The organism is Nocardioides sp. (assembly GCF_035576065.1).
In the GTDB taxonomy this organism is placed as follows: Bacteria; Actinomycetota; Actinomycetes; order Propionibacteriales; family Nocardioidaceae; genus Nocardioides.
This window is the reverse complement of sequence record NZ_DATLWX010000001.1, coordinates 14518-36714: the sequence shown is the minus strand read 5'-3', so window position 1 is coordinate 36714 and position 22197 is coordinate 14518. Positions and strand designations below refer to the sequence as shown.

25 protein-coding genes and 1 pseudogene are annotated in these 22197 nt (G+C 67.6%); 2 read left to right on the top strand and 24 right to left on the bottom strand.

All coding sequences use genetic code 11. From position 1 onward, the window contains the following. Window positions 1–28 precede the first annotated feature (28 nt). Window positions 29–6289, bottom strand: coding sequence for an Ig-like domain-containing protein (locus tag VNJ48_RS00215; protein WP_325597914.1), 6261 nt, complete (start codon window positions 6287–6289; stop codon window positions 29–31). Window positions 6290–6450: 161 nt separating this feature from the next. Here VNJ48_RS00215 and VNJ48_RS00210 point away from each other — a divergent pair, with 161 nt between their 5' ends. Continuing rightward, window positions 6451–7674: an FHA domain-containing protein gene (locus VNJ48_RS00210; protein ID WP_325597913.1), complete on the top strand. Its 1224-nt coding sequence runs from the start codon at window positions 6451–6453 to the stop codon at window positions 7672–7674. A 7-nt stretch (window positions 7675–7681) separates the two neighbouring features. Further along, window positions 7682–9073, top strand: a complete 1392-nt coding sequence (locus VNJ48_RS00205; RefSeq protein WP_325597911.1) for a serine/threonine-protein kinase — start codon at window positions 7682–7684, stop codon at window positions 9071–9073. Between the two features lie 55 nt (window positions 9074–9128). Here the strand turns inward: VNJ48_RS00205 and VNJ48_RS00200 are convergent, their stop codons facing one another. From VNJ48_RS00200 to rplD, 23 genes and pseudogenes are all read right to left on the bottom strand, one after another. Further along, the gene (locus VNJ48_RS00200; RefSeq protein WP_325597909.1) at window positions 9129–10163 is read right to left on the bottom strand and encodes a TerC family protein; all 1035 of its coding nucleotides are present in this window, start codon (window positions 10161–10163) and stop codon (window positions 9129–9131) included. Window positions 10164–10397: 234 nt separating this feature from the next. After that, the gene (map, locus tag VNJ48_RS00195) at window positions 10398–11219 is read right to left on the bottom strand and encodes a type I methionyl aminopeptidase (protein ID WP_325597907.1); all 822 of its coding nucleotides are present in this window, start codon (window positions 11217–11219) and stop codon (window positions 10398–10400) included. Window positions 11220–11229: 10 nt separating this feature from the next. After that, complete coding sequence (locus tag VNJ48_RS00190) at window positions 11230–11805, bottom strand: adenylate kinase (RefSeq protein ID WP_325597905.1); 576 nt, start codon at window positions 11803–11805, stop codon at window positions 11230–11232. After that, entirely contained in the window at window positions 11806–13101 is a 1296-nt protein-coding gene (gene secY, locus VNJ48_RS00185; protein ID WP_325597903.1) for a preprotein translocase subunit SecY, read from the bottom strand. Window positions 13102–13299: 198 nt separating this feature from the next. After that, on the bottom strand, window positions 13300–13740 hold the full coding sequence (gene rplO, locus VNJ48_RS00180) for a 50S ribosomal protein L15 (RefSeq protein WP_325597901.1): 441 nt from the start codon (window positions 13738–13740) through the stop codon (window positions 13300–13302). Next, on the bottom strand, window positions 13740–13922 hold the full coding sequence (gene rpmD / locus VNJ48_RS00175; RefSeq protein ID WP_297735471.1) for a 50S ribosomal protein L30: 183 nt from the start codon (window positions 13920–13922) through the stop codon (window positions 13740–13742). The genes rplO and rpmD overlap by 1 nt, the downstream gene beginning before the upstream one ends. Further along, window positions 13922–14557 carry a 30S ribosomal protein S5 gene (gene rpsE, locus VNJ48_RS00170; protein ID WP_325597898.1) on the bottom strand — a complete coding sequence of 212 codons (636 nt, stop codon included), beginning with the start codon at window positions 14555–14557 and terminating at the stop codon, window positions 13922–13924. The genes rpmD and rpsE overlap by 1 nt, the downstream gene beginning before the upstream one ends. A gap of 49 nt (window positions 14558–14606) precedes the next feature. Further along, window positions 14607–14990 (bottom strand): 50S ribosomal protein L18, encoded by a 384-nt coding sequence (gene rplR / locus VNJ48_RS00165; RefSeq protein ID WP_325597896.1) that lies wholly within the window; start codon window positions 14988–14990, stop codon window positions 14607–14609. 1 nt (window position 14991) lies between these two features. Further along, window positions 14992–15534 (bottom strand): 50S ribosomal protein L6, encoded by a 543-nt coding sequence (rplF, locus tag VNJ48_RS00160; protein ID WP_325597894.1) that lies wholly within the window; start codon window positions 15532–15534, stop codon window positions 14992–14994. A gap of 33 nt (window positions 15535–15567) precedes the next feature. Continuing rightward, window positions 15568–15975, bottom strand: a complete 408-nt coding sequence (rpsH, locus tag VNJ48_RS00155; RefSeq protein WP_297735459.1) for a 30S ribosomal protein S8 — start codon at window positions 15973–15975, stop codon at window positions 15568–15570. Between the two features lie 88 nt (window positions 15976–16063). Then, on the bottom strand, window positions 16064–16249 hold the full coding sequence (locus tag VNJ48_RS00150; protein WP_010831721.1) for a type Z 30S ribosomal protein S14: 186 nt from the start codon (window positions 16247–16249) through the stop codon (window positions 16064–16066). Between the two features lies 1 nt (window position 16250). Next, window positions 16251–16823 carry a 50S ribosomal protein L5 gene (gene rplE, locus VNJ48_RS00145; protein ID WP_297735454.1) on the bottom strand — a complete coding sequence of 191 codons (573 nt, stop codon included), beginning with the start codon at window positions 16821–16823 and terminating at the stop codon, window positions 16251–16253. 1 nt (window position 16824) lies between these two features. Continuing rightward, a complete protein-coding gene (gene rplX / locus VNJ48_RS00140; RefSeq protein ID WP_325597889.1) occupies window positions 16825–17175 on the bottom strand; it encodes a 50S ribosomal protein L24 in 351 nt (116 codons plus the stop codon). Window positions 17176–17178: 3 nt separating this feature from the next. Next, complete coding sequence (gene rplN / locus VNJ48_RS00135; RefSeq protein WP_201938339.1) at window positions 17179–17547, bottom strand: 50S ribosomal protein L14; 369 nt, start codon at window positions 17545–17547, stop codon at window positions 17179–17181. Between the two features lie 102 nt (window positions 17548–17649). After that, entirely contained in the window at window positions 17650–17934 is a 285-nt protein-coding gene (gene rpsQ, locus VNJ48_RS00130; RefSeq protein ID WP_325597886.1) for a 30S ribosomal protein S17, read from the bottom strand. After that, a complete protein-coding gene (gene rpmC / locus VNJ48_RS00125) occupies window positions 17931–18179 on the bottom strand; it encodes a 50S ribosomal protein L29 (protein WP_325597884.1) in 249 nt (82 codons plus the stop codon). Before rpmC ends, rpsQ begins: the two co-directional genes overlap by 4 nt. Continuing rightward, on the bottom strand, window positions 18179–18598 hold the full coding sequence (rplP, locus tag VNJ48_RS00120) for a 50S ribosomal protein L16 (RefSeq protein WP_325597882.1): 420 nt from the start codon (window positions 18596–18598) through the stop codon (window positions 18179–18181). The genes rpmC and rplP overlap by 1 nt, the downstream gene beginning before the upstream one ends. A 4-nt stretch (window positions 18599–18602) precedes the next feature. Continuing rightward, window positions 18603–19466 (bottom strand): 30S ribosomal protein S3, encoded by an 864-nt coding sequence (gene rpsC, locus VNJ48_RS00115; protein ID WP_325597880.1) that lies wholly within the window; start codon window positions 19464–19466, stop codon window positions 18603–18605. After that, a complete protein-coding gene (gene rplV, locus VNJ48_RS00110) occupies window positions 19466–19912 on the bottom strand; it encodes a 50S ribosomal protein L22 (protein ID WP_325597878.1) in 447 nt (148 codons plus the stop codon). Before rplV ends, rpsC begins: the two co-directional genes overlap by 1 nt. Next, window positions 19909–20190, bottom strand: coding sequence for a 30S ribosomal protein S19 (gene rpsS, locus VNJ48_RS00105; protein ID WP_056887117.1), 282 nt, complete (start codon window positions 20188–20190; stop codon window positions 19909–19911). The genes rplV and rpsS overlap by 4 nt, the downstream gene beginning before the upstream one ends. 5 nt (window positions 20191–20195) lie before the next feature. Further along, a complete protein-coding gene (gene rplB, locus VNJ48_RS00100; protein ID WP_325597876.1) occupies window positions 20196–21032 on the bottom strand; it encodes a 50S ribosomal protein L2 in 837 nt (278 codons plus the stop codon). A gap of 26 nt (window positions 21033–21058) precedes the next feature. After that, window positions 21059–21364, bottom strand: coding sequence for a 50S ribosomal protein L23 (gene rplW, locus VNJ48_RS00095; RefSeq protein ID WP_010831710.1), 306 nt, complete (start codon window positions 21362–21364; stop codon window positions 21059–21061). 191 nt (window positions 21365–21555) lie between these two features. Continuing rightward, window positions 21556–22197, bottom strand: a pseudogene (gene rplD / locus VNJ48_RS00090) (50S ribosomal protein L4); the annotation flags it as partial.

Here is a 22197-nt window from a genome sequence, read left to right as displayed (position 1 = left end):
ACGCTGGTGGTCGGGGTGTGAGAGGTCACTATGGCCAGTCCATGCTGGAGACGACCGTCGCGTAGAGCCGTCCTCGGTCCCTGAACTGGCAGGTGACCTCGACCCGGCCGTTGTCGAAGTACCAGGGGGTGGCGGTCTCGCCGTTGGACACGTCCAGCGCGGGGCGCACGGTTGCGGGGTCGTCGGAGTCGGTCACCGAGCACCGGATCCCGTCACGACCATCGGACACACGCAGGCCCAGGAAGCCGCAGCGGGCGTCCGTGCAGCCCGCGGCCCCCAGATTGCTGCAGTCGTTGGACGTGATCGGGTTGCCATTGGAGTCGAGGTCGTCGTCGTCGCACGAGGCCCGCTTGTAGATCGAGAGCAGCGGCGTCGGCGGATCTCCGCTCTCGGCCTGTTGGTAGTCGGTCGTCTCGCCCCGTCCTAGAGGATTGTCGTCGAACAAGCGCACCGCGATGGTGGTGCTGGTGTTGTAAGTGCCGACGGCAACGACCTTGGTGAAGGAGAACGCCCCCGGCGCAGATTGGATCCGCATCTCCTCGCTCCCGCCGTCGATCCTGAGGCCGACGACGGCGGGGTCGCCGTTCGACGTCCCGCTGATGGTCCACGTGACGGTGAGGCCGCTGACCTCTGCAGTGGGCTGGTTGAGATGGGATTCGCGGAACGGCCCGTACGCCTGCACGGACTTCACATCGGAGAAGCTGCAACCGACGCGAGCGGCGTTCTCGTTGCACATGCGGAGCTGGACCGGATAGCCCTCCTCATTGCTGGGCGTCCGCACCACCTCGTTGATGACGGCTCCGGTCTGCACCCTCAGGGTCCACACGACCTGACCGGCCACCAGGATCGACGCCTGGGCCAGTTCGCCCCGCGGCTCCGGTGCCGTCGCCGTGACCCGGACCATGGTGTCCTGGCCAGTCGGCCCCACCGTCCACGCGCCCCAGTTGGCCGGCTTGCCCGTTGCGTCGATCGGGAAGGGAGCGCTCGCCACGGAGGTGTTCTCGGCGTTGTGGGCCTGGACGTAGTAGTTGTAGTTGGTGCCGTCGTAGACGACTCCCGAGTGCGTGCAGCTCGTCGCCTGGATGCGGCCGCACCCGGGCACCGTGACCATCGGTCCACCGTTGGCGCTGTAGGACAGCGAGTAGAGCGTGGGCGCCGGCCCTTCGGGCGCGGTTGCGGTCCAGATCGCGTTGATGTTCGTCGACTGCACGCCGCTCTGCTGGTCGACCGCCGTGAGCCCCGCGGGGGCAGCAGGCGTCCCCATCGACTGGAACGGTGCGGACAGGCGGGGGGGCGACCAGCCGACGCTGTTCTTCGCCTCGACCGAGAAGACGTAGGTCCGGTTGTTGTCGAGGCCGTCGACGAGGTGGGACGTGCTGGTGCCGGCGACCGTAACGGGCCCGCCTCCTGGCCAGCTGATCATGTAGGCCTCGATCGTCTTCTCGCCCGCGGGCTTCGTCCAGCCGACGGTGATCGTGTGGTCACCCCGGTCGACCATGCTGATGCTGGCGACCCGCCCCGGCTTCGTGGCGGCCTGCGCTGTCAACGACAAGTCGCTGAACGGTCCGGTGCCGACCTTGTTCACGGCCGCCACCCGGAAGTTGTACTTCTTCCCGTCCTTCAGGCCCGGGTAGTCGCAGAGGTTGGTGCGGCACCTGATCTGGTCGTTCGACCGTGTCTCCTTGAGGATGTAGTGGGTGATCGGTGACCCGCCGTCGTCCTCCGGTGCGAACCAGCTGATGCGGGCGACGCCCTTCTCCTCGTTGTCCTGCTTGTACGGCGTGCCGGGCTGGCCGGGGACGCCCGCCAAGGTGACTTCGAGACGCCCCTCGGCGCGACGACCTGGCGCCGGCGACGAGTCGTCCACGTCACTCATGACCACCCGGAAGACCGCACGGCCTCTGGCTTCCTTGGACGCACGCAGGGTGACGCTGGACCCGCTCCTGCTCGCCGAGACGCCGACACCGCTCACGACCTCGATCGACACCACGGTCGGGTTCGGTTCGGCGACACCCGGCTTGAGGAAGGGCGCCAGGTTGATCTCACGACTCTGGCCCGCGTCCATCTGCTCGGGAGGGATCGGCAGCATGCTGGGAGGAGGCGGGTTGTCGAGCCGGAACCTGATCTCGGAGGGGGCGCTGCCCCCACCCGTGATCGAGAGCGCCGCCACCCCTCCGCGGTCGGCGTCGTCGGCGGCGGTGACCCGAAGGACCTGGGTCCCGTTGCCGTCAACGCTGAGAGCCTCGACCTCCTGGGTCCAGGTGCCCTCGTAGACAAGGCTGGCCATGTCCGCCGGATCCGGGGTCCACACGTTGCACAGGGCGGCGATGTCGAGGTCCTTGAACTCACCCGCGGAGATGGGGATGGTGGCCTCTGGACACGCCAGGACCGGCAGGTCATCGCCGACCTGGACCGGGATCGAGAGCAGCGCGGTGAAGCCGTCGGTCGGGTCCTGGGGGTCCTCGTTGCCGGCGGCGTTGGTCGCCGTCGTCACCTCGAGCAGCAGCGCACCGGGCCCCCGGTAGCCGTCGCGGGCGGAGATCTCGAAGCCGTCGTCGCCCACGCGTGCCGGCTCGAGGTCCGTCGGGGGGGACGTAGACACGGCGGTGCCGCTGGTCAGTCGCAGCGAGTTGCCCGATGGGTTGATGATGAAGTCGGAGAGCTTCCCTTCCGCACTGCCCCCCTCCTCGAGCTCGATCAGCGCGTCCGGCTTGACGTAGGGGATGCCGGTGCCCGTGGGAGGCACGTAGAGGGACGCAGTCGCGGCCGCGCCGTTGGCGTCCTCGACCCGGAACGGCACGACGATCGGGTTGGGTCCGCGGTTGACCCGGATCGTGCGGTTGTCGTCCTCGATCGTCGGGCTGCCCTCGGTGCCGTAGACCTTGGTCACCGTCAGCGCGGCGGCCTCCCCGTCGGGGTCGTAGGCGCCCTCGAGGACGTCGACCGACACCCCGCCGCTGTCGGTGGTCCGCCCGAAGGCGTCGTACACCACAGGTGGGTTCTCGAACTCGTCGCCCGTCTCGACCTTCAAGGTGGCCAGGGAGACGTCGATCCCGTTGGTGATCGAGTAGACGATGGCCGACGAGGCGCCGCTCGTCTCCTTGGGAGCGGGCACGGACACCAAGTCGGTCTCCGGGTCGAGGGTGACACCGTCAGGCGGGTCCACCAGGGTGATCTTGACCTCGTCGCCGGGAGCGATGAAGTCGTTGCTCAACGGGTCGAACACGGCCGTGCGGCCGGCCTCGACCGTGAGCTGGTCGGCGACTGCCAACGGGGGCTGCGGCGAGCCCGGAGGCACGACCGCCACCCTGACCAGGCCAGTGGCCAGACCGCCGTGGCTGTCGACGACGGAGTATTCGAACTCATCGGTGCCCGTGGCGCGTGGGTAGGCCTGATATTCGAGGAAGTTGCCACCGTAGGACAACACCCGACCGAACCTGGGCGCCGAGATGAGGCCCGCCACCGTCACCGGGTCACCCTCGGGGTCGACCCCGCTGCCGGGCAGCCGGACCTTGATGGTCGCACCGCCCACGGCGCGCCCCTCCAACGTGGGCGGCTCAGGCGCGGTGTTGGGATCGTCCTGAGGCGTGATGGTGACGACGAGCAGACCGTTGGTCGTCTCGCCCGTGCTGGACTGCGCCAAATAGATGACCTGGAACGAGTCGCGCTCCTTGAGGTCCGGGGCGATGTAGCGCACGCTGCGACCCGAGACCAGGGCCGTGCCGAGGTCGCCCTTGACGTCTCCCGCCACGTCGATCTTGAGCTCACCGGGCACGCCCTGGAGGGTGTCGCTCACGAGGGTCAGCCGATCCCCCGAAGGCGCGATGTCGTTGTCGAGCACGGGCACGGTGACCGAGCTGCCGCTACGCACGTGCACCCGGTCGACGGTCGTCACCGGTGTGTTGTCCCCGGGGACCGGGCGGTGACTGACGGAGACCTCGCCCTCGATGCCGGAGGTGGCGCCGTTGCTGACGGTGTAGCGAACCAGCTGCGGGTTGGGCGACAGCCGTCCTTGAGGCGCGGAGATCCTCAACCAGCGGCCGTCGATGACGGCAACGTCGACGTCGGGGTTGTCGGCGAACGCGCGCTGCACCACGAGCAGTCCACCCGCCGGGTCCACGTCGTTGGCCAGCACGTCGACGACGCCAGCCGCCTGGCCGTAGACGGTCAGGGTGTCCGGCATGGTGATCGGGGCGCCCGGGGTCTTGGGCGCGGGGAGCACGTCGACTCGGATGGTCTCGCGGTCCAGCTCGGCGAAGCCGAAGGCCGCCTCGTAGTCCAGGAAGTAGGTCCCGGGTCGGTCGCCGACGAACGTGATGATGCCGCTCTCCACGTCGGTCCTGATGGTGGCGCCCGGCTGGGCAGGGATCTTCCCTCCCAGCGCCAGGTCTGCGTATGGCGTGCTCGGATCAGACCCCGGCAGGTCGTTGAGCAGCGGTCGGATCTTGATCGGCGTCCCGACCTCACCGCGCACGACGTCCGGCTCCGCGCTGGCCGGAATCTTCTTGCGGTCGGACTTCTCCTGTACGTCGAAGGTCAGCGTCTGCGGGACGGGGGCCGACCGGCCGTCGCTGACAGTCACCTCGACCTGGACCGTCTCGCCTCCCTCGGGGGAGCCGGTGAACCGGACCCGCCCGTCCGAGGTGGTGCGGGCGGACGCGCCCGACTCGCCGACCCCGAGCGCGACCGCGCTGTCGAGGACGAGGGCGTCGCCGTCCGTGTCATCACGCCAGTCCGAGAGCACCGGCACGGTCAGGGACCCCGCGGCAGGCACGTGCCACCGCCGCGACTCGAAGCCCTCCCGCAGGGTCGGTTGCTCGTTCTCGGCGTCGCCGCGGACCTTGACGGTGACGGTCGCGTGGTCGGTGAAGTTGCTGCGGCCGTCGTCGATCGTGTAGTCGAACGAGGTGTTGCGGGCCCCGCCGGGCACCTTGAGGACGATCGTCTGGCCGTCGGGACTGATCTGCGCGGACGCTCCCCCCGTCGGCTGGTCGATGTCGATGATGCTCAGCAGCCGGCCCTGAGGGGCGGAGTCGTTGTCGAGCGGGTGCAGGATCGTCGTGCGGCCAGCGCGTGCGCCGTACTCATCGGGCTGCGCCTTGGGCGGAGTGCGATCCCCGGAGGTCTGCTCCTCGCTCTTCTTGTCCTCGTCCTGCACCTGCTTGCTGCTGGTGAAGGCGTTCCAGTTGTCGATCCGCTCGGGCTCGGGGGCGTCGATGTCCCACACCGCGCCGCTCTTGTTGTCGTTGAGCACGATCTCGCCGCGGTTGAGGCGGAACGTCAGCTCACTCGCCTGCCCGCCCAGGGTGGTGGGCGTGGCCTCGTCGTCACCGCAGCGGATGGCGACCTCCCCGAGCCCGCGGGACCAGGCGGCGTACGAGCAGGCTCCGAGGCGCACGGGCTCGGCCGGCTTCCCGTTGGGCCCGTCGATGACCACAGTGGTCGTCCCGGTCGCGAGGTTGACCTCCATCAGCTGGTCGTGGGTGGCCACCAGGACCGAGGAAGCCGACGGACCGGGCTGCTGCAGCACGGCGTCGAGTGCCAACGTCGCGCTGCCCGCACCGATCACACTCAGCTGACCGGTGACTGCGTCGAAGGTGACGACCTGGTCGCCGACCGTGGTCACGGCCGTGGGAGCGCCCGCCGCGGCTGGGAGGTCCTCGGTGCGGGGCTTGGCGAAGCCGTCGCCGGCCGTCACCACATAGGTGACCGTGCCCTCCTCGCCAGAGGTGGCGACGACGGTGCCGGACTGGCTGACCGCCAGTGCCGCACCCTCACCGACGGACGCCAACGGGTCGGACTGCGCGTCGAGGGAGGTGATCACGGGCCGTCCGCGCTGCGGATCGAGCTGGACGGCCCACAGGTCGCCTGTCTCGGGATCGATCGAGGCGAACGTGCCGCCCGCGGCCTGCTGGTCGCTCTCGGAGGGGATGGACACCTTGGCCGCGGCGTCGAGTTTGGACGCGAACGGATCGATGACCTGGGCGGTGCTGGCCTTGCGGTCGATCGCGAGGACTGCTGCACCGTCCTGGACGACGTCGAGGGGCCGGTCCTCACCACCGTCGCTCAGGACGCTCGTGTCGAGCTGGTTGATCGGCTTGTTGATGCGGCCGTGGATCCCGCTGTCCCCGTTGACGACCCAGATGCCGCCATCGTTGAGCTGCGCCTCGTGGGCCTGGTATCCGTCGGCCGCAACGGCGTAGGCCAGCACGGCTGCGGCGGCCAGCACGAGGGCGGTGTTGGACGCCACGGCGACCTTGTGCCGTGCGACGAAACCCGTGCGTCCCACTTCGATCCCCCTGGCCACGCAATGTTTCGACACCTCAACATTGCACGTGGAGCGTATGTAGGTGTGCGCTTCAAGACAAGTTGAGACAAAGTGGCACCTCGTCGGCGACGAGCGCGACACTATGGGTCGCAGTGGCCGCTGGACGGGGAGAGGAGACCGGCATGGTCGTGGAGACCACGTATGTCCCCGGCGACGGTGTCCTCCTCGGGGTCGGAGGCCACTGGGTGCTCGTGACGGACCCCGGCGACGATGACGTCCTGGACGAGCTGTGGGCCGTGCTCTCGGAGAGCGGCGCGAGCGATGCTTCGACGACGACCGAGCGGGTCCTGTCCATCGTGGAAAAGGCCTTCGGCGGCGACCCGCCTGCGCTGGCTGTCGCCGACCTGGGCGGGGGCGCCGCGACCGTCATCTCACGCGGGCGTGGTCACGTACGCATCTCCGGTGCGGACCGGATCCTCTCCCTGGACGGCGGCGCCGACCTCGCATCGCCACCCCGGGCGCGTCGCCTGACAGGGGGCGTGGTGTCGGCCGCCCGCGCGACCCTGAAGCCGCTCGCCCACAAGTCGGTCCCCCCGCCCATCGCGAGCGCGCCACCGCCGCCGCCGGGCGGGCTGCTGATCGACGGCATCCCCGAAGCCATCCTTGCCGCCACCGGACCCGACGGCCCGCCTCTGCGTCCGCGTCGTCGAGGCTCACCGCGGGCTGAGGACGACCTCGAGCCCTCCGCCGACACCGGGTCCCTGACGGACACCACCGAACCCGACCCAGGCTTTGTCGAGCGCGTCTATGAGGGGACCCACGCCACGATCCACCCGCCGCAGGAGGAGGTTGCCGACAGCCCCGAGGTTCCCGACGACCACGACGGGTCGACGGTCCACCGACCCGATCTCGCGTCGCACCTGCGGCACGGCACCAACGACACGGTGCTGGCGATCAGCTGCTCCTCGGGACACCTCACCCCTGCTGACAGCAGGATGTGCCGCATCTGCCGTCAGCCCGTCGCTCCCCAGGAGCCGCGCCGGGTGCCTCGCCCGCCACTGGGCGGGCTGCGCCTGCCGACCGGCGAGGTGGTCCCGCTCGACCGCGGCGTCGTGCTCGGCCGGAAGCCGGCCCCCCTCGAGGACAGCTCCGACTGGCCACACCTGGTGCACCTGCCCGCCGACCACACCTTCGTCTCGCGCATGCACCTGCACATCGAGCTCGACGGCTGGTTGGTACTGGCGCGCGACCTGGACTCGCGAGGTGGCACGATGCTCACCATGCCAGGCCGCGCTCCCGAACAGATGCGCTCCGGCGAGGCCTACGTGCTCGAGCCGGGAGCCAGCCTGGACCTGGCCGAGGTCTACGAGGTCCGTTTCGAGGTCGGTCCGGTGGTGCCGCGGTGAGTGCCCGATGAGTGCACCCGTCATCGCTGGCTTCACATTCGTCGAGCACCTCGGCAGTGGCGGTTTCGCCGACGTCTTCCTCTACGAGCAGCAGTGGCCCCGTCAGCGCGTCGCCGTCAAGGTGGTGCGCCCCGACGTACCCCTCAACGACAGGGAGAAGCAGCTCTTCACGGCCGAGGCGAACGCCATGGCTCGCCTGGCCGACCACCCCTACATCGTCTCGGTGATCACCGCCGGCGTCACGCTCGAGGGCGAGCGTCCCTACCTGGTGATGCGCTACTGCCCACCACCCGACCTGGGCATGCGCGTGCGCTCCAACCCGATGGCGGTCGTGGACGCCGTCAGCACCGGCATCAAGCTGGCCAGCGCCATCGAGACGGCCCACCGGTCCGGCATCCTGCACCGCGACATCAAGCCCAGCAACGTGCTGGTCACGACCTACCACGAACCTGCCCTCACCGACTTCGGGATCGCGGGCCACATCGCCGACGTCGCCGGCGAGAGCGACGTCCGGATCTCCTATCCGTGGTCGCCGCCGGAGCTGCTCGACGGGCGGTCCAACGGCTCGGTCGCCTCCGACGTCTATTCCCTGGGCGCCACGATCTGGCACCTGCTGGTCGGCCGGTCGCCGTTCTCCATCCCGGCAGGTGACAACTCGACCCGCGCACTGAGCGCCCGCATCCTGCACGCCGCCCCGCCGGCCACCCAACGGTCCGACGTGCCGCCCGCGCTCGACCGTCTTCTGCAGCAGTGCCTGGCCAAGAACCCGGCCCATCGCCCGCAGAGCGCCCTCGAGCTGGCGCGGAGCCTGCAGCAGATCGAGACCGCGGCCAACTGGTCGCGGACCGCGGTCGCGGTCGAGGGCGACCGCCCTGACACCTCCGTCCGGGCCCCCGGCCCCGAGCCCGAGGAGGACCGGACGGTGATGAAGGCGGTCACCGTGATCTCCGCCTCCGCACCCCATCGGATCTCCACCGCCCAGAGCGAGCCCGAGGCCGAGCCGGAGAAGAGCACCCCCGCCCTCGTCTGGGCCGTGGTCGGTCTCGTCGCAGCGGCCGTCATGATCGGCGGGCTCGTCTTCGCCGACCGTGGTCGCGACGACCCGGAGCCGACACCCACCCCGACGGCCTCCACTCCCGCCCCGTTGCTCGTCGATTCCCTGACCAAGCCGCCGACCCTCAGCGGTGAGCGCACCGGCAACACGGTCGTCTTCCGTTGGGACGGTCAGGAGGGTGTCGAGCCGGGCGACAGGTGGATCTGGCAGCAAACAGGGGTCGACGGCTTCGAACGCACGAACAAGCTGTCCGTGCGGTTCGAGAGCGCCGACGCGGTGTGCCTCGAGGTGCGACAGGTGCGTGGCTCCGACGAATCTCCGACAGCCGACAGATGCGTGCCCTGATCTGCACGATCAGGCGCGTACGCCGACCAGCTGCTGGTCGACGTCAGCCCCGGCCCTAGTCGTCGTCCCAGTCGCGGCGCGGACCGGACTTGGCGTCCTGCTCCGCCGCCGACATGCGGCTCGACGCCCACAGCGACAGCACCGCGGTGATCGCCAACGTCGCGAGGATGACGACCAGCGAGAGCCAGATCGGGATCTCGAGCCAGGCGTAGTCGAGGTGCTCGCCGCCATTGATGAACGGCAGCTCGTTCTCGTGCAGGGCGTGCATGAACAGCTTCACGCCGATGAACGCGAGCAGGAAGGCCAGCCCGTAGGACAGGTAGATCAGGCGCTGCAGCAGTCCACCGATGAGGAAGTAGAGCTGGCGCAGGCCCATCAGCGCGAAGATGTTGGCCGTGAGCACCAGGTAGGGCTCCTTGGTGATGCCGAAGATCGCCGGGATCGAGTCGAGCGCGAAGAGCAGGTCGGTGGTCCCGAGGGTCAGGATCACGATGAACATCGGGGTGATCATCCGCTTGGCGTTCTCACCCGTGATGAACAGGCTCTTGCCGTGCCACTCCGAGGTCGCCGGGAAGCGGCGCTCGATGAAGGCGACGAGCTTGTTCTCCTCGAACTCGTCCTCGTCCTCGTCCTCGGCCCCCTCCTTGGCCAGCTTGATCGCGGTGTAGATGAGGAAGATGCCGAAGAGGTAGAAGATCCAGCTGAAATTGCTGATCGCGGCTGCGCCCACGGCGATGAAGATCGCGCGCATGACGAGCGCCATGACGATGCCGATCATCAGGGCGTACTGCTGGAGCTCGCGGGGCACCGCGAACTTCGCCATGATGATGATGAAGATGAAGAGGTTGTCGATCGAGAGGGAGTACTCGACCAGCCAGCCGGAGTAGAACTCGAGCGCGTAGGTCCCGCCGGACGAATACCAGACACCAAGGCCGAAGATCACGGCCATGCCGACGTAGATCGACAGGTAGGCGGCGCACTCCTTCATGCTCGGCTCGTGCGGTCGGCGGCCGACCACTGCGAGGTCGAAGGTGAAGACGGCGATGGTCACCACGCCAGTGGCGATCCAGACCCAGGTGGGGACGTCCACGAGGTTGCTCCTACGGAAGGGAAGGGGGATGTGCGAACACCGACACCGCGCCGGGGCGGCCGTGCCGGAGGTCTCTTCCGCTCAACGCCGCTGGCGCGAACCGATGGCACCGGGTGCGGGCTCGCGCCCGCTCCGTACTGACGACACCATCACGGGGGAATACTCCCCTCCTGCCGCGTCAGTCTGACACGGGCCTCCGCACGTGGTCGAAATCGCGACGCACAGCGGACCCGGTCATCGACCGCCGAACGAGACTCCGAGCTCGGCCAGTCGGGCGGCACCGCCGTCGATTGCCGTCAGCACCCACGGGCCGGCAGTGGTGAGGGTGAAGGTGTGCTCGAAGTGCGCGGCCATCGATCCGTCAGCCGTCGTCACGGTCCACTCGTCGTCGAGGAGATCGGTCTCCTTCGTGCCCAGGGTCACCATCGGCTCGACGGCCAGGGCCAGGCCCTCGACCAGCGTCGCCCCCCTGCCCGGCTTGCCGACGTTGGGCACGTTGGGCGCCATGTGCATCTCGCTGCCGATGCCGTGCCCGGTGTAGTCCTCGAGGATGCCGTACGAGCCCTGGCCGCGGACGTGGCGCTCGACCGCGTGGGAGATGTCGCTGACCCGCCCGCCCAGGCGCGCCGCAACCATGCCCTGCCAGAGGGCCTCCTCGGTGACGCGCAGCAGCTCGGTGACCTCGGGGGCGATCTCGCCGATCGCGACCGTGATGGCCGCGTCACCGTGCCAGCCGTCGACGATGGCGCCGCAGTCGATGGAGATGATGTCGCCGTCGCGCAGGGTCCGGTCGCCCGGGATGCCGTGCACCACCTCGTCGTTGACCGACGCGCAGATGGTGGCGGGGAACGGCGGTTGGCTGTAGCCCTTGAACGACGGGATGCCGCCGTGGTCGCGGATGTTGGTCTCGGCGATCGCGTCGAGCTCGCCTGTGGTCACACCAGGACGCGCCGAGGCCCGCAACAGCTCCAGCGTCTCGCCGACCAACAGTCCGGCGATGCGCATCTTGTCGATCTGGGCCGGGGTCTTGATCTCCAGGCCGCGGTTGCTGAACACCGGGTGGGGGTCAGCTCTGGGGCACGACGTCGAGGGCGTCGAAGATGCGCTGGGTGACGTCCTCGACCTCACCCAACCCGTCGACCTCGATGAGCAGGCCGCGATCGCGGTAGACCTCGATCAGCGGCGCGGTCTCCTCGCCGTAGAGCTCTTGTCGCCGCCGGATGACCTCAGCGGTGTCGTCGGTCCGGCCGTCGATCTCGGCGCGTTGCAGCAGTCGCTCGACGACCTCGTCCTGGTCGACGGTCAGGACGACGACCGCGTCCAGCGCGTGACCGGTGAACTTGATCATGGAGTCGAGCTCCTCGACCTGGGCCAGCGTCCGGGGATAGCCGTCCAGCAGGAACCCCTTGTCGGCGTCGGGCTCCTGGATCCGGTTGCGGACCATCTCGTTGGTGACCTCGTCCGGGACGTACTCCCCCGCATCCATGTATTCCTTGGCCTTGACGCCCAGCGCGGTGCCCTGGGAGACGTTGGCCCGGAAGATGTCCCCGGTGGAGACGGCGGGGATGTCGAAGTGCTCGGCGATGAACTTCGCCTGCGTGCCCTTCCCCGCGCCGGGCGGGCCCATCATGATCAGCCTCATTTAGCGCAGGAACCCTTCGTAGTTTCGCTGCTGGAGCTGGCTCTCGATCTGCTTGACCGTGTCCAGCGCGACGCCGACCATGATCAGGATCGAGGTGCCGCCGAAGGGGAAGCTCTGGTCGGCGTTGACCAGCACGATCGCGATCAGCGGGATGAGCGAGATGAGGCCGAGGTAGAGCGCTCCGGGGAAGGTGATGCGCGACAAGACATAGGCGAGATAGTCCTCGGTCGGCCTGCCCGCACGGATCCCGGGGATGAACCCGCCGTACTTCTTCATGTTGTCCGCCACCTCTTCGGGGTTGAAGGTGATGGAGACGTAGAAGTAGGTGAAGAAGATGATGAGCAGGAAGTAGACCGCCATGTAGATCGGGTGGTCGCCGCCGACGAGGTACTTGTTGATGAACTGCAGCACGGGTGAGCTGCTCGTCTGGTTGAACTGCACCGCCATCGCCGGCAGGTAGAGCAGCGAGCTGGCGAAGATGACCGGGATGATGCCGGCCTGGTTGACCTTGAGCGGGATGTACGTCGACGAGCCGCCGAACATCTTGCGGCCGACCATGCGACGGGCGTACTGAACCGGGATGCGCCGCTGCGCCTGCTCGATGAAGATGACCGCGGCCACGAGGACCAGCCCGATCAGCATCACGATGCCGAAGACCCACGGGCCCTCGGTCTGCTGGACGCGCCAGAGCGAGGCCGGGAAGGTGGCGACGACCTGGCAGAAGATCAGGATCGACATGCCGTTGCCGATGCCGCGGTCGGTGACGAGCTCACCGAGCCACATGATGACGGCCGTGCCGGCGGTCATGGTGATGACCATCGTCAGGAAGGTGGACGTGCTGTTGCTGTGGAGCAGGTCGCGCTCACAGCCCTGGAGCAGGTTGCCCGAGCGAGCGAGGGCCACGATGCCGGTCGCCTGCAGGAGCGCGAGCCCGAGGGTGAGGTAGCGGGTGTACTGGGTGATCTTGGTCTGCCCCGACTGGCCCTCCTTCTTCAGCGCCTCGAGTCGTGGGATGACCACGACGAGCAGCTGGAGAATGATGCTCGCGGTGATGTAGGGCATGATCCCCAGCGCGAAGATCGTGAGCTGGAGCAGGGCACCGCCCGAGAACAGGTTGACGAGCTGGTAGAGCCCGCTGTCCTCCACGTCGGCCAGGCACGACTGGACGTTGGCGACATTGACACCAGGGGTCGGCACTTGCGAGCCGAGCCGGAAGACCATGACGATCAGCAGGACGAACAGCAGCTTGCGCCGCAGGTCCGGCGTGCGGAAAGCGTTGGCGAACGCGCTGAGCACAGGATCCTCTTTCGTGGACGTTGCCGACGCAGCAGGGGACCTGCCTCGGCGATGAAACCCTTGGGACTACCTCCGTGAGGGCCCGGGGAAGCCTAACAGTGTGGACACCGTCGGCCTTCCCCGGTGAACGCGCAAACCCGGCCGCACAGTTCCCACTGTTCGACCGGGCCGCGTTCTACTGATGCTGGGTGATGGTCCTCAGACCACCGTGATGGTGCCGCCAGCGGACTCGATCTTCTCCTTGGCGGAGCCCGAGAACGCGTTGACGCTGAGCTGGACCGCGACCGAGATCTCGCCGAGGCCGAGCACCTTGACGGGGTGGCCCTTGCGGACGGCGCCCTTGGCGATCAGGTCCTCGATGGTGACCTGTCCACCCTCGGGGAACAGAGCGCTCAGCTTGTCGAGGTTGACGACCTGGAACTCCACCTTGAACGGGTTGCGGAAGCCCTTGAGCTTGGGCAGGCGCATGTGGATGGGCATCTGGCCACCCTCGAAGGCGACCGGGACCTGGTAGCGGGCCTTGGTGCCCTTGGTGCCACGTCCGGCCGTCTTGCCCTTGGAGCCCTCACCACGACCGACGCGGGTCTTGGCAGTCTTGGCGCCGGGTGCTGGGCGCAGGTGATGCAGTTTGAGCGTCATCAGTCGACCTCCTCGACCGTCACCAGGTGACGGACCGTCTGGACCATGCCGCGGATCTCCGGGCGGTCCTCCTTGACGACCACGTCACCAATGCGCTTGAGACCGAGCGATCGCATCGTGTCGCGCTGGTTGGCCTTGCAGCCGATCGTGGACTTCAGTTGCTGGACTTTGAGCTGTGCCATCAGGAGGACACCCCCGCGGCAGCAGCTGCTGCGGCTTCGGCACGACCGGCTTCGCGAGCCTTGAGGATCGCAGCCGGGGTGACCTGCTCGACGGTGAGACCGCGACGAGCAGCCACGGCTTCGGGCTCCTCGAGCATCTGCAGCGCCGCGACAGTCGCGTGGACGATGTTGATCTGGTTGGACGATCCCAGCGACTTGCTGAGGACGTCGTGGATGCCGGCGCACTCGAGCACGGCGCGCACCGGCCCACCGGCGATGACGCCGGTACCGGGGGACGCGGGACGGAGCAGGACGACGCCTGCCGCCTTCTCGCCCTGGACCGGGTGCGGGATGGTGCCCTGGATGCGGGGGACGCGGAAGAAGCTCTTCTTCGCCTCCTCGACACCCTTGGCGATCGCCGCGGGCACTTCCTTGGCCTTGCCGTAGCCGACGCCGACCATGCCGTCGCCGTCTCCGACGATGACCAGGGCGGTGAAGCTGAAGCGACGTCCACCCTTGACGACCTTGGCGACTCGGTTGATCGCTACGACGCGCTCGATGTAGACGGACTTTTCGGGTCCGCCACCGCGACGGTCGTCACGCTGACGACGGTCGCCCGAGCCACCGCTGCGCTGTCCGCGCTGGGCTCCGCTCATGAGATGTGCTCCATATCTAAGTTCTCTCTCTTACCGCGTTGACTAGCGATCAGAAGGACAGTCCGCCCTCACGGGCGGCGTCCGCAAGGGCCGCGATGCGACCGTGGTATTTGTTGCCGGCGCGGTCGAAGACGACCGCGTCGATGCCAGCGGCCTTGGCGCGCTCGGCAACGAGCTCACCGACCTTGACGGCCTTGGCAGTCTTGTCGCCGTCGGTGCCGCGGACGTCGGCCTCCATCGTGGAGGCGTAGGCCAGGGTTGCACCCTGCAGGTCGTCGACGACCTGGACGGACAAGTGCTTGGCCGACTTGGTCACGACCAGGCGCGGACGCTCGGCAGTGCCGGACACGCGCTTGCGGCCTCGGACCTGACGACGCAGACGCGACTTGACGCGACCAGCGGTGTGCTTGTTGTTTGACAGTGAGATAGCCATGTCACTTACCGGCCTTTCCGACCTTGCGGCGGATGTGCTCGCCGGAGTAACGAACGCCCTTGCCCTTGTAGGGCTCCGGCTTGCGCAGCTTGCGGATCTTCGCTGCGACCTCACCGACGAGCTGCTTGTCGATGCCGACGACGCCGAGCTTGGTCGGTCCCTCAGTGGTGAAGGTGATGCCCTCAGGCGCGTCGAACACGATCGAGTGGGAGTAGCCGAGCTGGAACTCGAGCTGCGTGGGGCCCTTGGGCAGGACGCGGTAACCCACGCCCACGATCTCGAGCTTCTTCTCGTAGCCGTCGGTGACACCCACGACCATGTTGTGGATCAGGGTGCGGGTCAGGCCGTGCAGCGAGCGGCTGACGCGGTCGTCGTCCGGACGCTTGACCTCCAGCACACCGTCGTCGTTCTTCGCCACCACGATGGGGTTGGCCACGGTGTGGCTCAGGGTGCCCTTCGGGCCCTTGACGGTGACCGTCGCCTCGTCGATGGCTACATCGACACCGGACGGGACCGGGATGGGGAGCTTGCCAATACGCGACATGCTTCGTTTCTCCTTCTGGTCTTGTAGTCCGGATTACCAGACGTAGGCGAGGACTTCTCCGCCCACGCCCTTCTGGTTGGCCTGGCGGTCGGTCAGGAGACCCTGGCTCGTCGAGATGATCGCGACACCCAGCCCGCCGAGCACCTTGGGAAGACCCGTGCTCTTGGCGTAGACCCGCAGACCGGGCTTGCTGATGCGGCGGACCCCGGCGATGGAGCGCTCGCGGTTGCGGCCGTACTTGAGGGTGACGATCAGCGTCTTGCCGACCTCGTTCTCAGTAGGCTCCTTCACGTCGAAGGACGTGATGTAACCCTCCTGCTGGAGGATCTCGGCGAGGCCGGCCTTCATCTTGCTGAAAGGCATCGACACCTCGTCGTGGTACGCCTGGTTGGCGTTACGCAGACGCGTGAGCATGTCTGCGATCGGGTCAGTCATCGTCATGGCCGTGAGGCCCTTTCTCCACCGTGGTTTCGCACCTGCATCTCAGGTGCGACCTGCAGCGATCGTTTGAAGTGAAAGAAGTGGTCGGTTACCAGGAGGACTTGGTCACGCCGGGCAGCTCGCCACGGTGCGCCATCTCGCGCAGGCAGATCCGGCACAGGCCGAACTTGCGGTAGACGGCCTTGGGGCGCCCGCAGCGCTGGCAGCGGGTGTAGCCCCGGACCGCAAACTTGGGCTTGCGAGCGGCCTTGACCTTCAGCGAAGTCTTCGCCATGTCAGTTCTCCTCCTTGAAGGGGAAGCCGAGCTGCTTGAGCAGAGCGCGACCCTCGTCATCGTTGGTCGCGGTCGTGACGACCGTGATGTCCATGCCGCGCGAGCGGTCGATCTTGTCCTGGTCGATCTCGTGGAACATGACCTGCTCGGTCAGACCGAAGGTGTAGTTGCCGCGGCCGTCGAACTGCTGGCCGCTGAGGCCACGGAAGTCGCGGATACGAGGAAGCGCCAGGGACAGCAGACGGTCGAGGAACTCCCACATGCGGTCGCCGCGCAGCGTGACGTGGGCACCGATGGGCATACCCTCGCGCAGCTTGAACTGGGCGATCGACTTGCGGGCCTTGGTCACCGACGGCTTCTGGCCGGTGATCGCGGTCAGGTCCTTGATCGCGCCTTCGATCAGCTTGGAGTCGCGGGCAGCCTCGCCCACACCCATGTTGACCACGATCTTGGTCAGGCCGGGGACCTGCATGATGTTGGCGATCTCGAACTCGGACTGCAGCGCGGGGATGATCTCGGCGCGGTAGCGAGCCTTGAGGCGGGGGATCTCGGTGGTCTGGGTGGTCTCAGCCATCTCAGATCTCCTTACCGGTCTTGCGCGAGACGCGAACGCTGCGCTCTGCGGGGTACGTCGAACCGTCGGCGCGACGCTTGGTCACCTCGTCGCGACGGAACGCGACGCGGGTGACGCCGTCACCCTCGACGAGCATCACGTTGCTGACGTGGATGGGGGCCTCGGCGGTGATGATCCCGCCGGTGTTGCCACCCTGGACAGCCTTCGTGTGCCGCTTGATGCGGTTGACACCCTCGACGATCACGCGCTGCTCCTCGCGGAGCACCGAGATGACCTTGCCCTGGGCGCCCTTGTCCTTGCCGGCGATGACCTTGACGGTGTCGCCCTTCTTGATGTTCATGCCCTTACCCATCTCTCACAACACCTCGGGGGCGAGCGAGATGATCTTCATGAATCGCTTCTCGCGCAGCTCGCGACCCACGGGGCCGAAGATGCGGGTGCCGCGGGGCTCCCCGTCGGCCTTGAGGATCACGGCGGCGTTCTCGTCGAAGCGGATGTAGGAACCGTCTGCACGCCGACGCTCCTTGACGGTGCGTACGACCACGGCCTTGACGACGTCGCCCTTCTTGACGTTGCCACCGGGGATCGCGTCCTTGACGGTGGCGACGATGACGTCACCGATGCCGGCGTAGCGACGTCCCGAGCCACCGAGAACACGGATGCAGAGGATTTCCTTTGCACCGGTGTTGTCGGCGACCTTGAGTCGCGACTCCTGCTGGATCATTGGTTTCTCCTGGTTGTCGAGCTGGTTCTCGCGGTCTCACTGGATCGCGAGCCTGGCCGAACGGAATGGTGGAAGTTGGAGCTCGAGGCGGTCGGCCTCAGGTCACTTGGCCTTCTCGAGGATCTCGACGAGGCGCCAGCGCTTGGTGGCCGAGAGCGGGCGGGTCTCCATGATCAGGACCCGGTCGCCGATGCCGCACTGGTTCTGCTCGTCGTGGGCCTTGAGCCGCGAGGTCTTGCGCAGGACCTTGCCGTACAGGGCGTGCTTGACGCGGTCCTCGACGACGACGACGACGGTCTTGTCCATCTTGTCGCTGACGACCAGACCCTCGCGGGTCTTGCGCTGGTTGCGCTGCGCGTCCTGGGTGGTTTCGGTGGTCTCGCTCATGCGCTGGCCTCTTCAGTTTCAGTGCTACCCGGGGTGCTGCGGATGCCGAGCTCGCGCTCACGCACCACGGTGTAGATCCGGGCGATGTCCTTCTTGACCGTACGGAGCCGGCCGTTGCTCTCCAGCTGGCCGGTGGCCGCCTGGAAGCGGAGGTTGAACAGCTCTTCCTTGGCCTCACGAAGCTTCGACTCGAGGTCGACAGCGTTGAGCTCGTCGAGCTCGAAGGCATTCAGCTTGTTGCTCATCAGAATTCACCTGCCTCGCGGGAAATGAACCGGCACTTCATGGGGAGCTTGTGCATCGCGCGGCGCATGGCCTCACGAGCGGTCTCCTCGTCGATACCGGAAAGTTCGAACATGACGCGGCCGGGCTTGACGTTGGCGACCCACCACTCGGGCGAACCCTTACCGGAACCCATGCGGGTCTCGGCGGGCTTCTTGGTCAGCGGGCGGTCCGGGTAGATGTTGATCCAGACCTTTCCGCCTCGCTTGATGTGACGGGTCATGGCGATACGAGCCGACTCGATCTGTCGGTTGGTCACGTAGTGACCCTCGATCGCCTGGATGCCATAGTCACCGAATGCGAGCTTGGTGCCGCCCTTGGCCGCACCCGTCCGCTTGGGGTGGTGCTGCTTGCGGTGCTTGACACGACGGGGCATCAACATGGTCTCAGCCCTCCTGTCCTGCGGTCGCAGCTGCCTCGGCGGCCGGGGCCTCGGTCGCCGCCGGAGCAGCAGCCTCAGCAGGCGCGTCGGTGCGAGCAGGACGGTCGGTACGGGTGCCGCGGCTCGGGCGCTCTCCGCCACGAGTCGGACGGCCGGCGCCACCGGCGCCACCAGCCCCACCAGCACCGCCACGACCAGGAGCACCGGCGCGAGCAGCAGCCTGCGCCTGGCGCTCGGCACGTGTGCCGGCAACCTCACCCTTGTAGATCCAGACCTTCACGCCGATGCGACCGAAGGTCGTCTTGGCCTCGTAGAAGCCGTAGTCGATGTCGGCGCGCAGCGTGTGCAGCGGGACGCGTCCCTCGCGGTAGAACTCGGTACGCGACATCTCGGCGCCGTTGAGACGACCCGAGCACTGGATCCGGATGCCCTTGGCACCCGAGCGCATCGAGGTCTGCATGGCCTTCTTCATCGCGCGACGGAACTGCACGCGACCTGAGAGCTGCTCGGCAACTCCCTGGGCGACGAGCTGGGCGTCGACCTCGGGGTTCTTGACCTCGAGGATGTTGAGCTGGACCTGCTTGCCGGTGAGCTTCTCGAGCTCGCCACGGATGCGGTCGGCCTCGGCGCCACGGCGACCGATGACGATGCCGGGACGCGCGGTGTGGATGTCGACTCGCACACGGTCACGGGTGCGCTCGATCTCGACCTTGGAGATGCCGGCCCGCTCCATGCCCTTGGAGAGCAACCTGCGGATCGCGACGTCCTCGCCGACGTAGGACTTGTAGAGCTTGTCGGCGTACCAACGGCTCTTGTGGTCGGTCGAGATGCCCAGGCGGAAGCCATTCGGATTGATCTTCTGACCCATCAGGCACCCCTTCCGTTCTTGTTGGCGCTGGTGTTCTTCTTGGCGGCAGCGACCTCGGCCGGCTGCACGACCAGCGTGATGTGGCTGGTGCGCTTGTTGATGCGGGTCGCACGACCCTGCGCACGCGGACGCCAACGCTTCATCGTCGGGCCCTCATCGACCATGGCGACCGAGACGACGAGGTCGGCAACGGCCAGGCCCTCGGTGGTCTCGGCGTTGGCGATCGCGCTCTCCAGCACCTTGTAGACGGTCTCGGAGGCGGCCTGCGGTGCGAACTGCAGCAGCGCGAGGGCCTCGTCGACGCGGCGACCACGGACCATGTCGACGACACGGCGGGCCTTCATGGGGGTGATGCGCACGTAGCGGGCACACGCGTAGGCCCCGGGCTGGTCGCCCAGCAGGGTCTCGCGGCGGGCACTGGTGCGCCGGCGCTCGGTGACACTCATCGACGCTTCCCCTTCCGGTCTTCCTTGACGTGACCCTTGTAGGTGCGCGTCGGTGCGAACTCACCGAGCTTGTGACCGACCATCGAGTCGGTGACGAACACGGGGACGTGCTTGCGACCGTCGTGCACGGCGATGGTGTGACCGATCATGTCGGGCACGATCATCGACCGGCGTGACCAGGTCTTGATGACGTTGTGGCTGCCCTTCGCGTTCTCGGCGTCCACCTTCTTCTGAAGGTGGTCGTCGATGAAGGGGCCCTTCTTCAGGCTGCGAGGCATGTCGGTTACTTCCTACCCTTGCCGGACTTGCGACGACGGATGATCTGGGAGTCGGAGGCCTTGCGCTTGCGCGTACGGCCTTCCTTCTGGCCCCAGGGCGAGACCGGGTGGCGACCACCGGACGTCTTGCCCTCGCCACCACCGTGCGGGTGGTCGACCGGGTTCATGACGACACCACGGACGGTCGGGCGCTTGCCCTTCCAGCGCATGCGGCCGGCCTTGCCCCAGTTGATGTTGGACTGCTCGGCGTTGCCGACCTCGCCCACCGTGGCACGGCAACGCACGTCGACGAAGCGCATCTCGCCCGAAGGCATGCGCAGCGTGGCGCGGCTGCCCTCACGGGCCACCAGCTGGGCGGAGTTACCGGCCGAGCGGGCGATCTTGGCGCCGCCCCCGGGACGAAGCTCCACGCAGTGGATGGTGGTACCGACCGGGATGTTGCGCAGCGGCAGGTTGTTGCCGGGCTTGATGTCGGCGTTGGGACCGGACTCGACGGGCGTGCCCTGCTCGAGGCCCTTGGGGGCCACGATGTAGCGCTTCTCGCCGTCGGCGTAGTGCAGGAGCGCGATGCGGGCGGTGCGGTTGGGGTCGTACTCGATGTGAGCGACCTTTGCCGGCACGCCGTCCTTGTCGTAGCGACGGAAGTCGATGATGCGGTAGGCGCGCTTGTGACCGCCACCCTGGTGCCGGGTGGTGATCCGGCCCTGGTTGTTGCGGCCGCCCTTCTTGGGAAGCGGACGCGTCAGCGACTTCTCGGGCGTGGTCCGAGTGATCTCGACGAAGTCGGCCACCGAGGAGCCACGACGGCCCGGGGTGGTCGGCTTGTACTTGCGGATAGCCATAATCAGTTCCTAATCAGCAAGCCCGGTCAGGAGACCGGACCTCCGAAGATGTCGATGCGGTGACCCTCAGCGAGGCTGACGATGGCGCGCTTGGTGTTGGCACGCTTGCCGAGGCCGGTGCGCGTACGACGCGTCTTGCCCTGGCGGTTGATCGTGTTGACCGAGGTCACCTTGACGTTGAAGACCTTCTCGACCGCAATCTTGATCTCGGTCTTGTTGGCGTCCGGACGGACAATGAAGGTGTACTTGTTGGCGTCGAGGAGGCTGTAGCTCTTCTCGGAGACGACCGGCGCGATCAGGATGTCGCGGTGGTCCTTGTGCAGGGTGCTCACTTGTCGTCCTCCTCAGTGGTCTCGACGTCGACCTCGGCGTCGGTCTCGGCCTTCTCAGCCTCGACCTCGACCTTCTCGGCCTTGGCGGGCTTCTCGGCCTTCGCGGGCTTCTCGGCCTTCGCAGGCTTCTCGGCCTTGGCAGCCTTGACCGGCTTCTCGGCAGGCGTCTCGACCTCGTCGGCGGCCGGGGCCTCGACGACGGCGCCCTGGCGGGCATTGGCCGTCTTGGCGGAGCCGCTCACGAAGGCGTCGTAGGCGCCCTGGGTGAAGACGAGGTCGTCGCAGGCGAGCACGTCGTAGGTGTTGAGCTGGTCGACAGCCACGAGGTGCACCTGCGGAGCGTTGCGCAGCGAGAGCCACGTGATGGTGTCGCTGCGCTCGAGGACCACCAGGAAGCGAACTCGGTCGCTCAGGGTGGTCAACGCGGCCAGGGCAGTCCTGGTGGACGGCTTGTCGCCGGAGATCAGCCCGTCGACGACGTGGATGCGCTCGCTGCGGGCCCGGTCGGAGAGGGCACCGCGCAGGGCGGCGGCCTTCATCTTCTTGGGGGTCCGCTCGCTGTAGTCGCGCGGCTTGGGGCCGTGGACGACGCCACCACCGACGAACTGGGGAGCGCGGGTCGAGCCCTGACGGGCGCGACCGGTGCCCTTCTGCTTGTAGGGCTTGCGGCCACCACCGCGGACTTCGCCGCGACGCTTGGTGGAGTGGGTGCCCTGACGAGCTGCGGCCTGCTGAGCGACGACGACCTGGTGGATCAACGGGATGTTGACCTCGACGTCGAAGATGGCGGCCGGCAGGTCGACGGGGACGACCTTGACGTTGTTGCTAGCCAT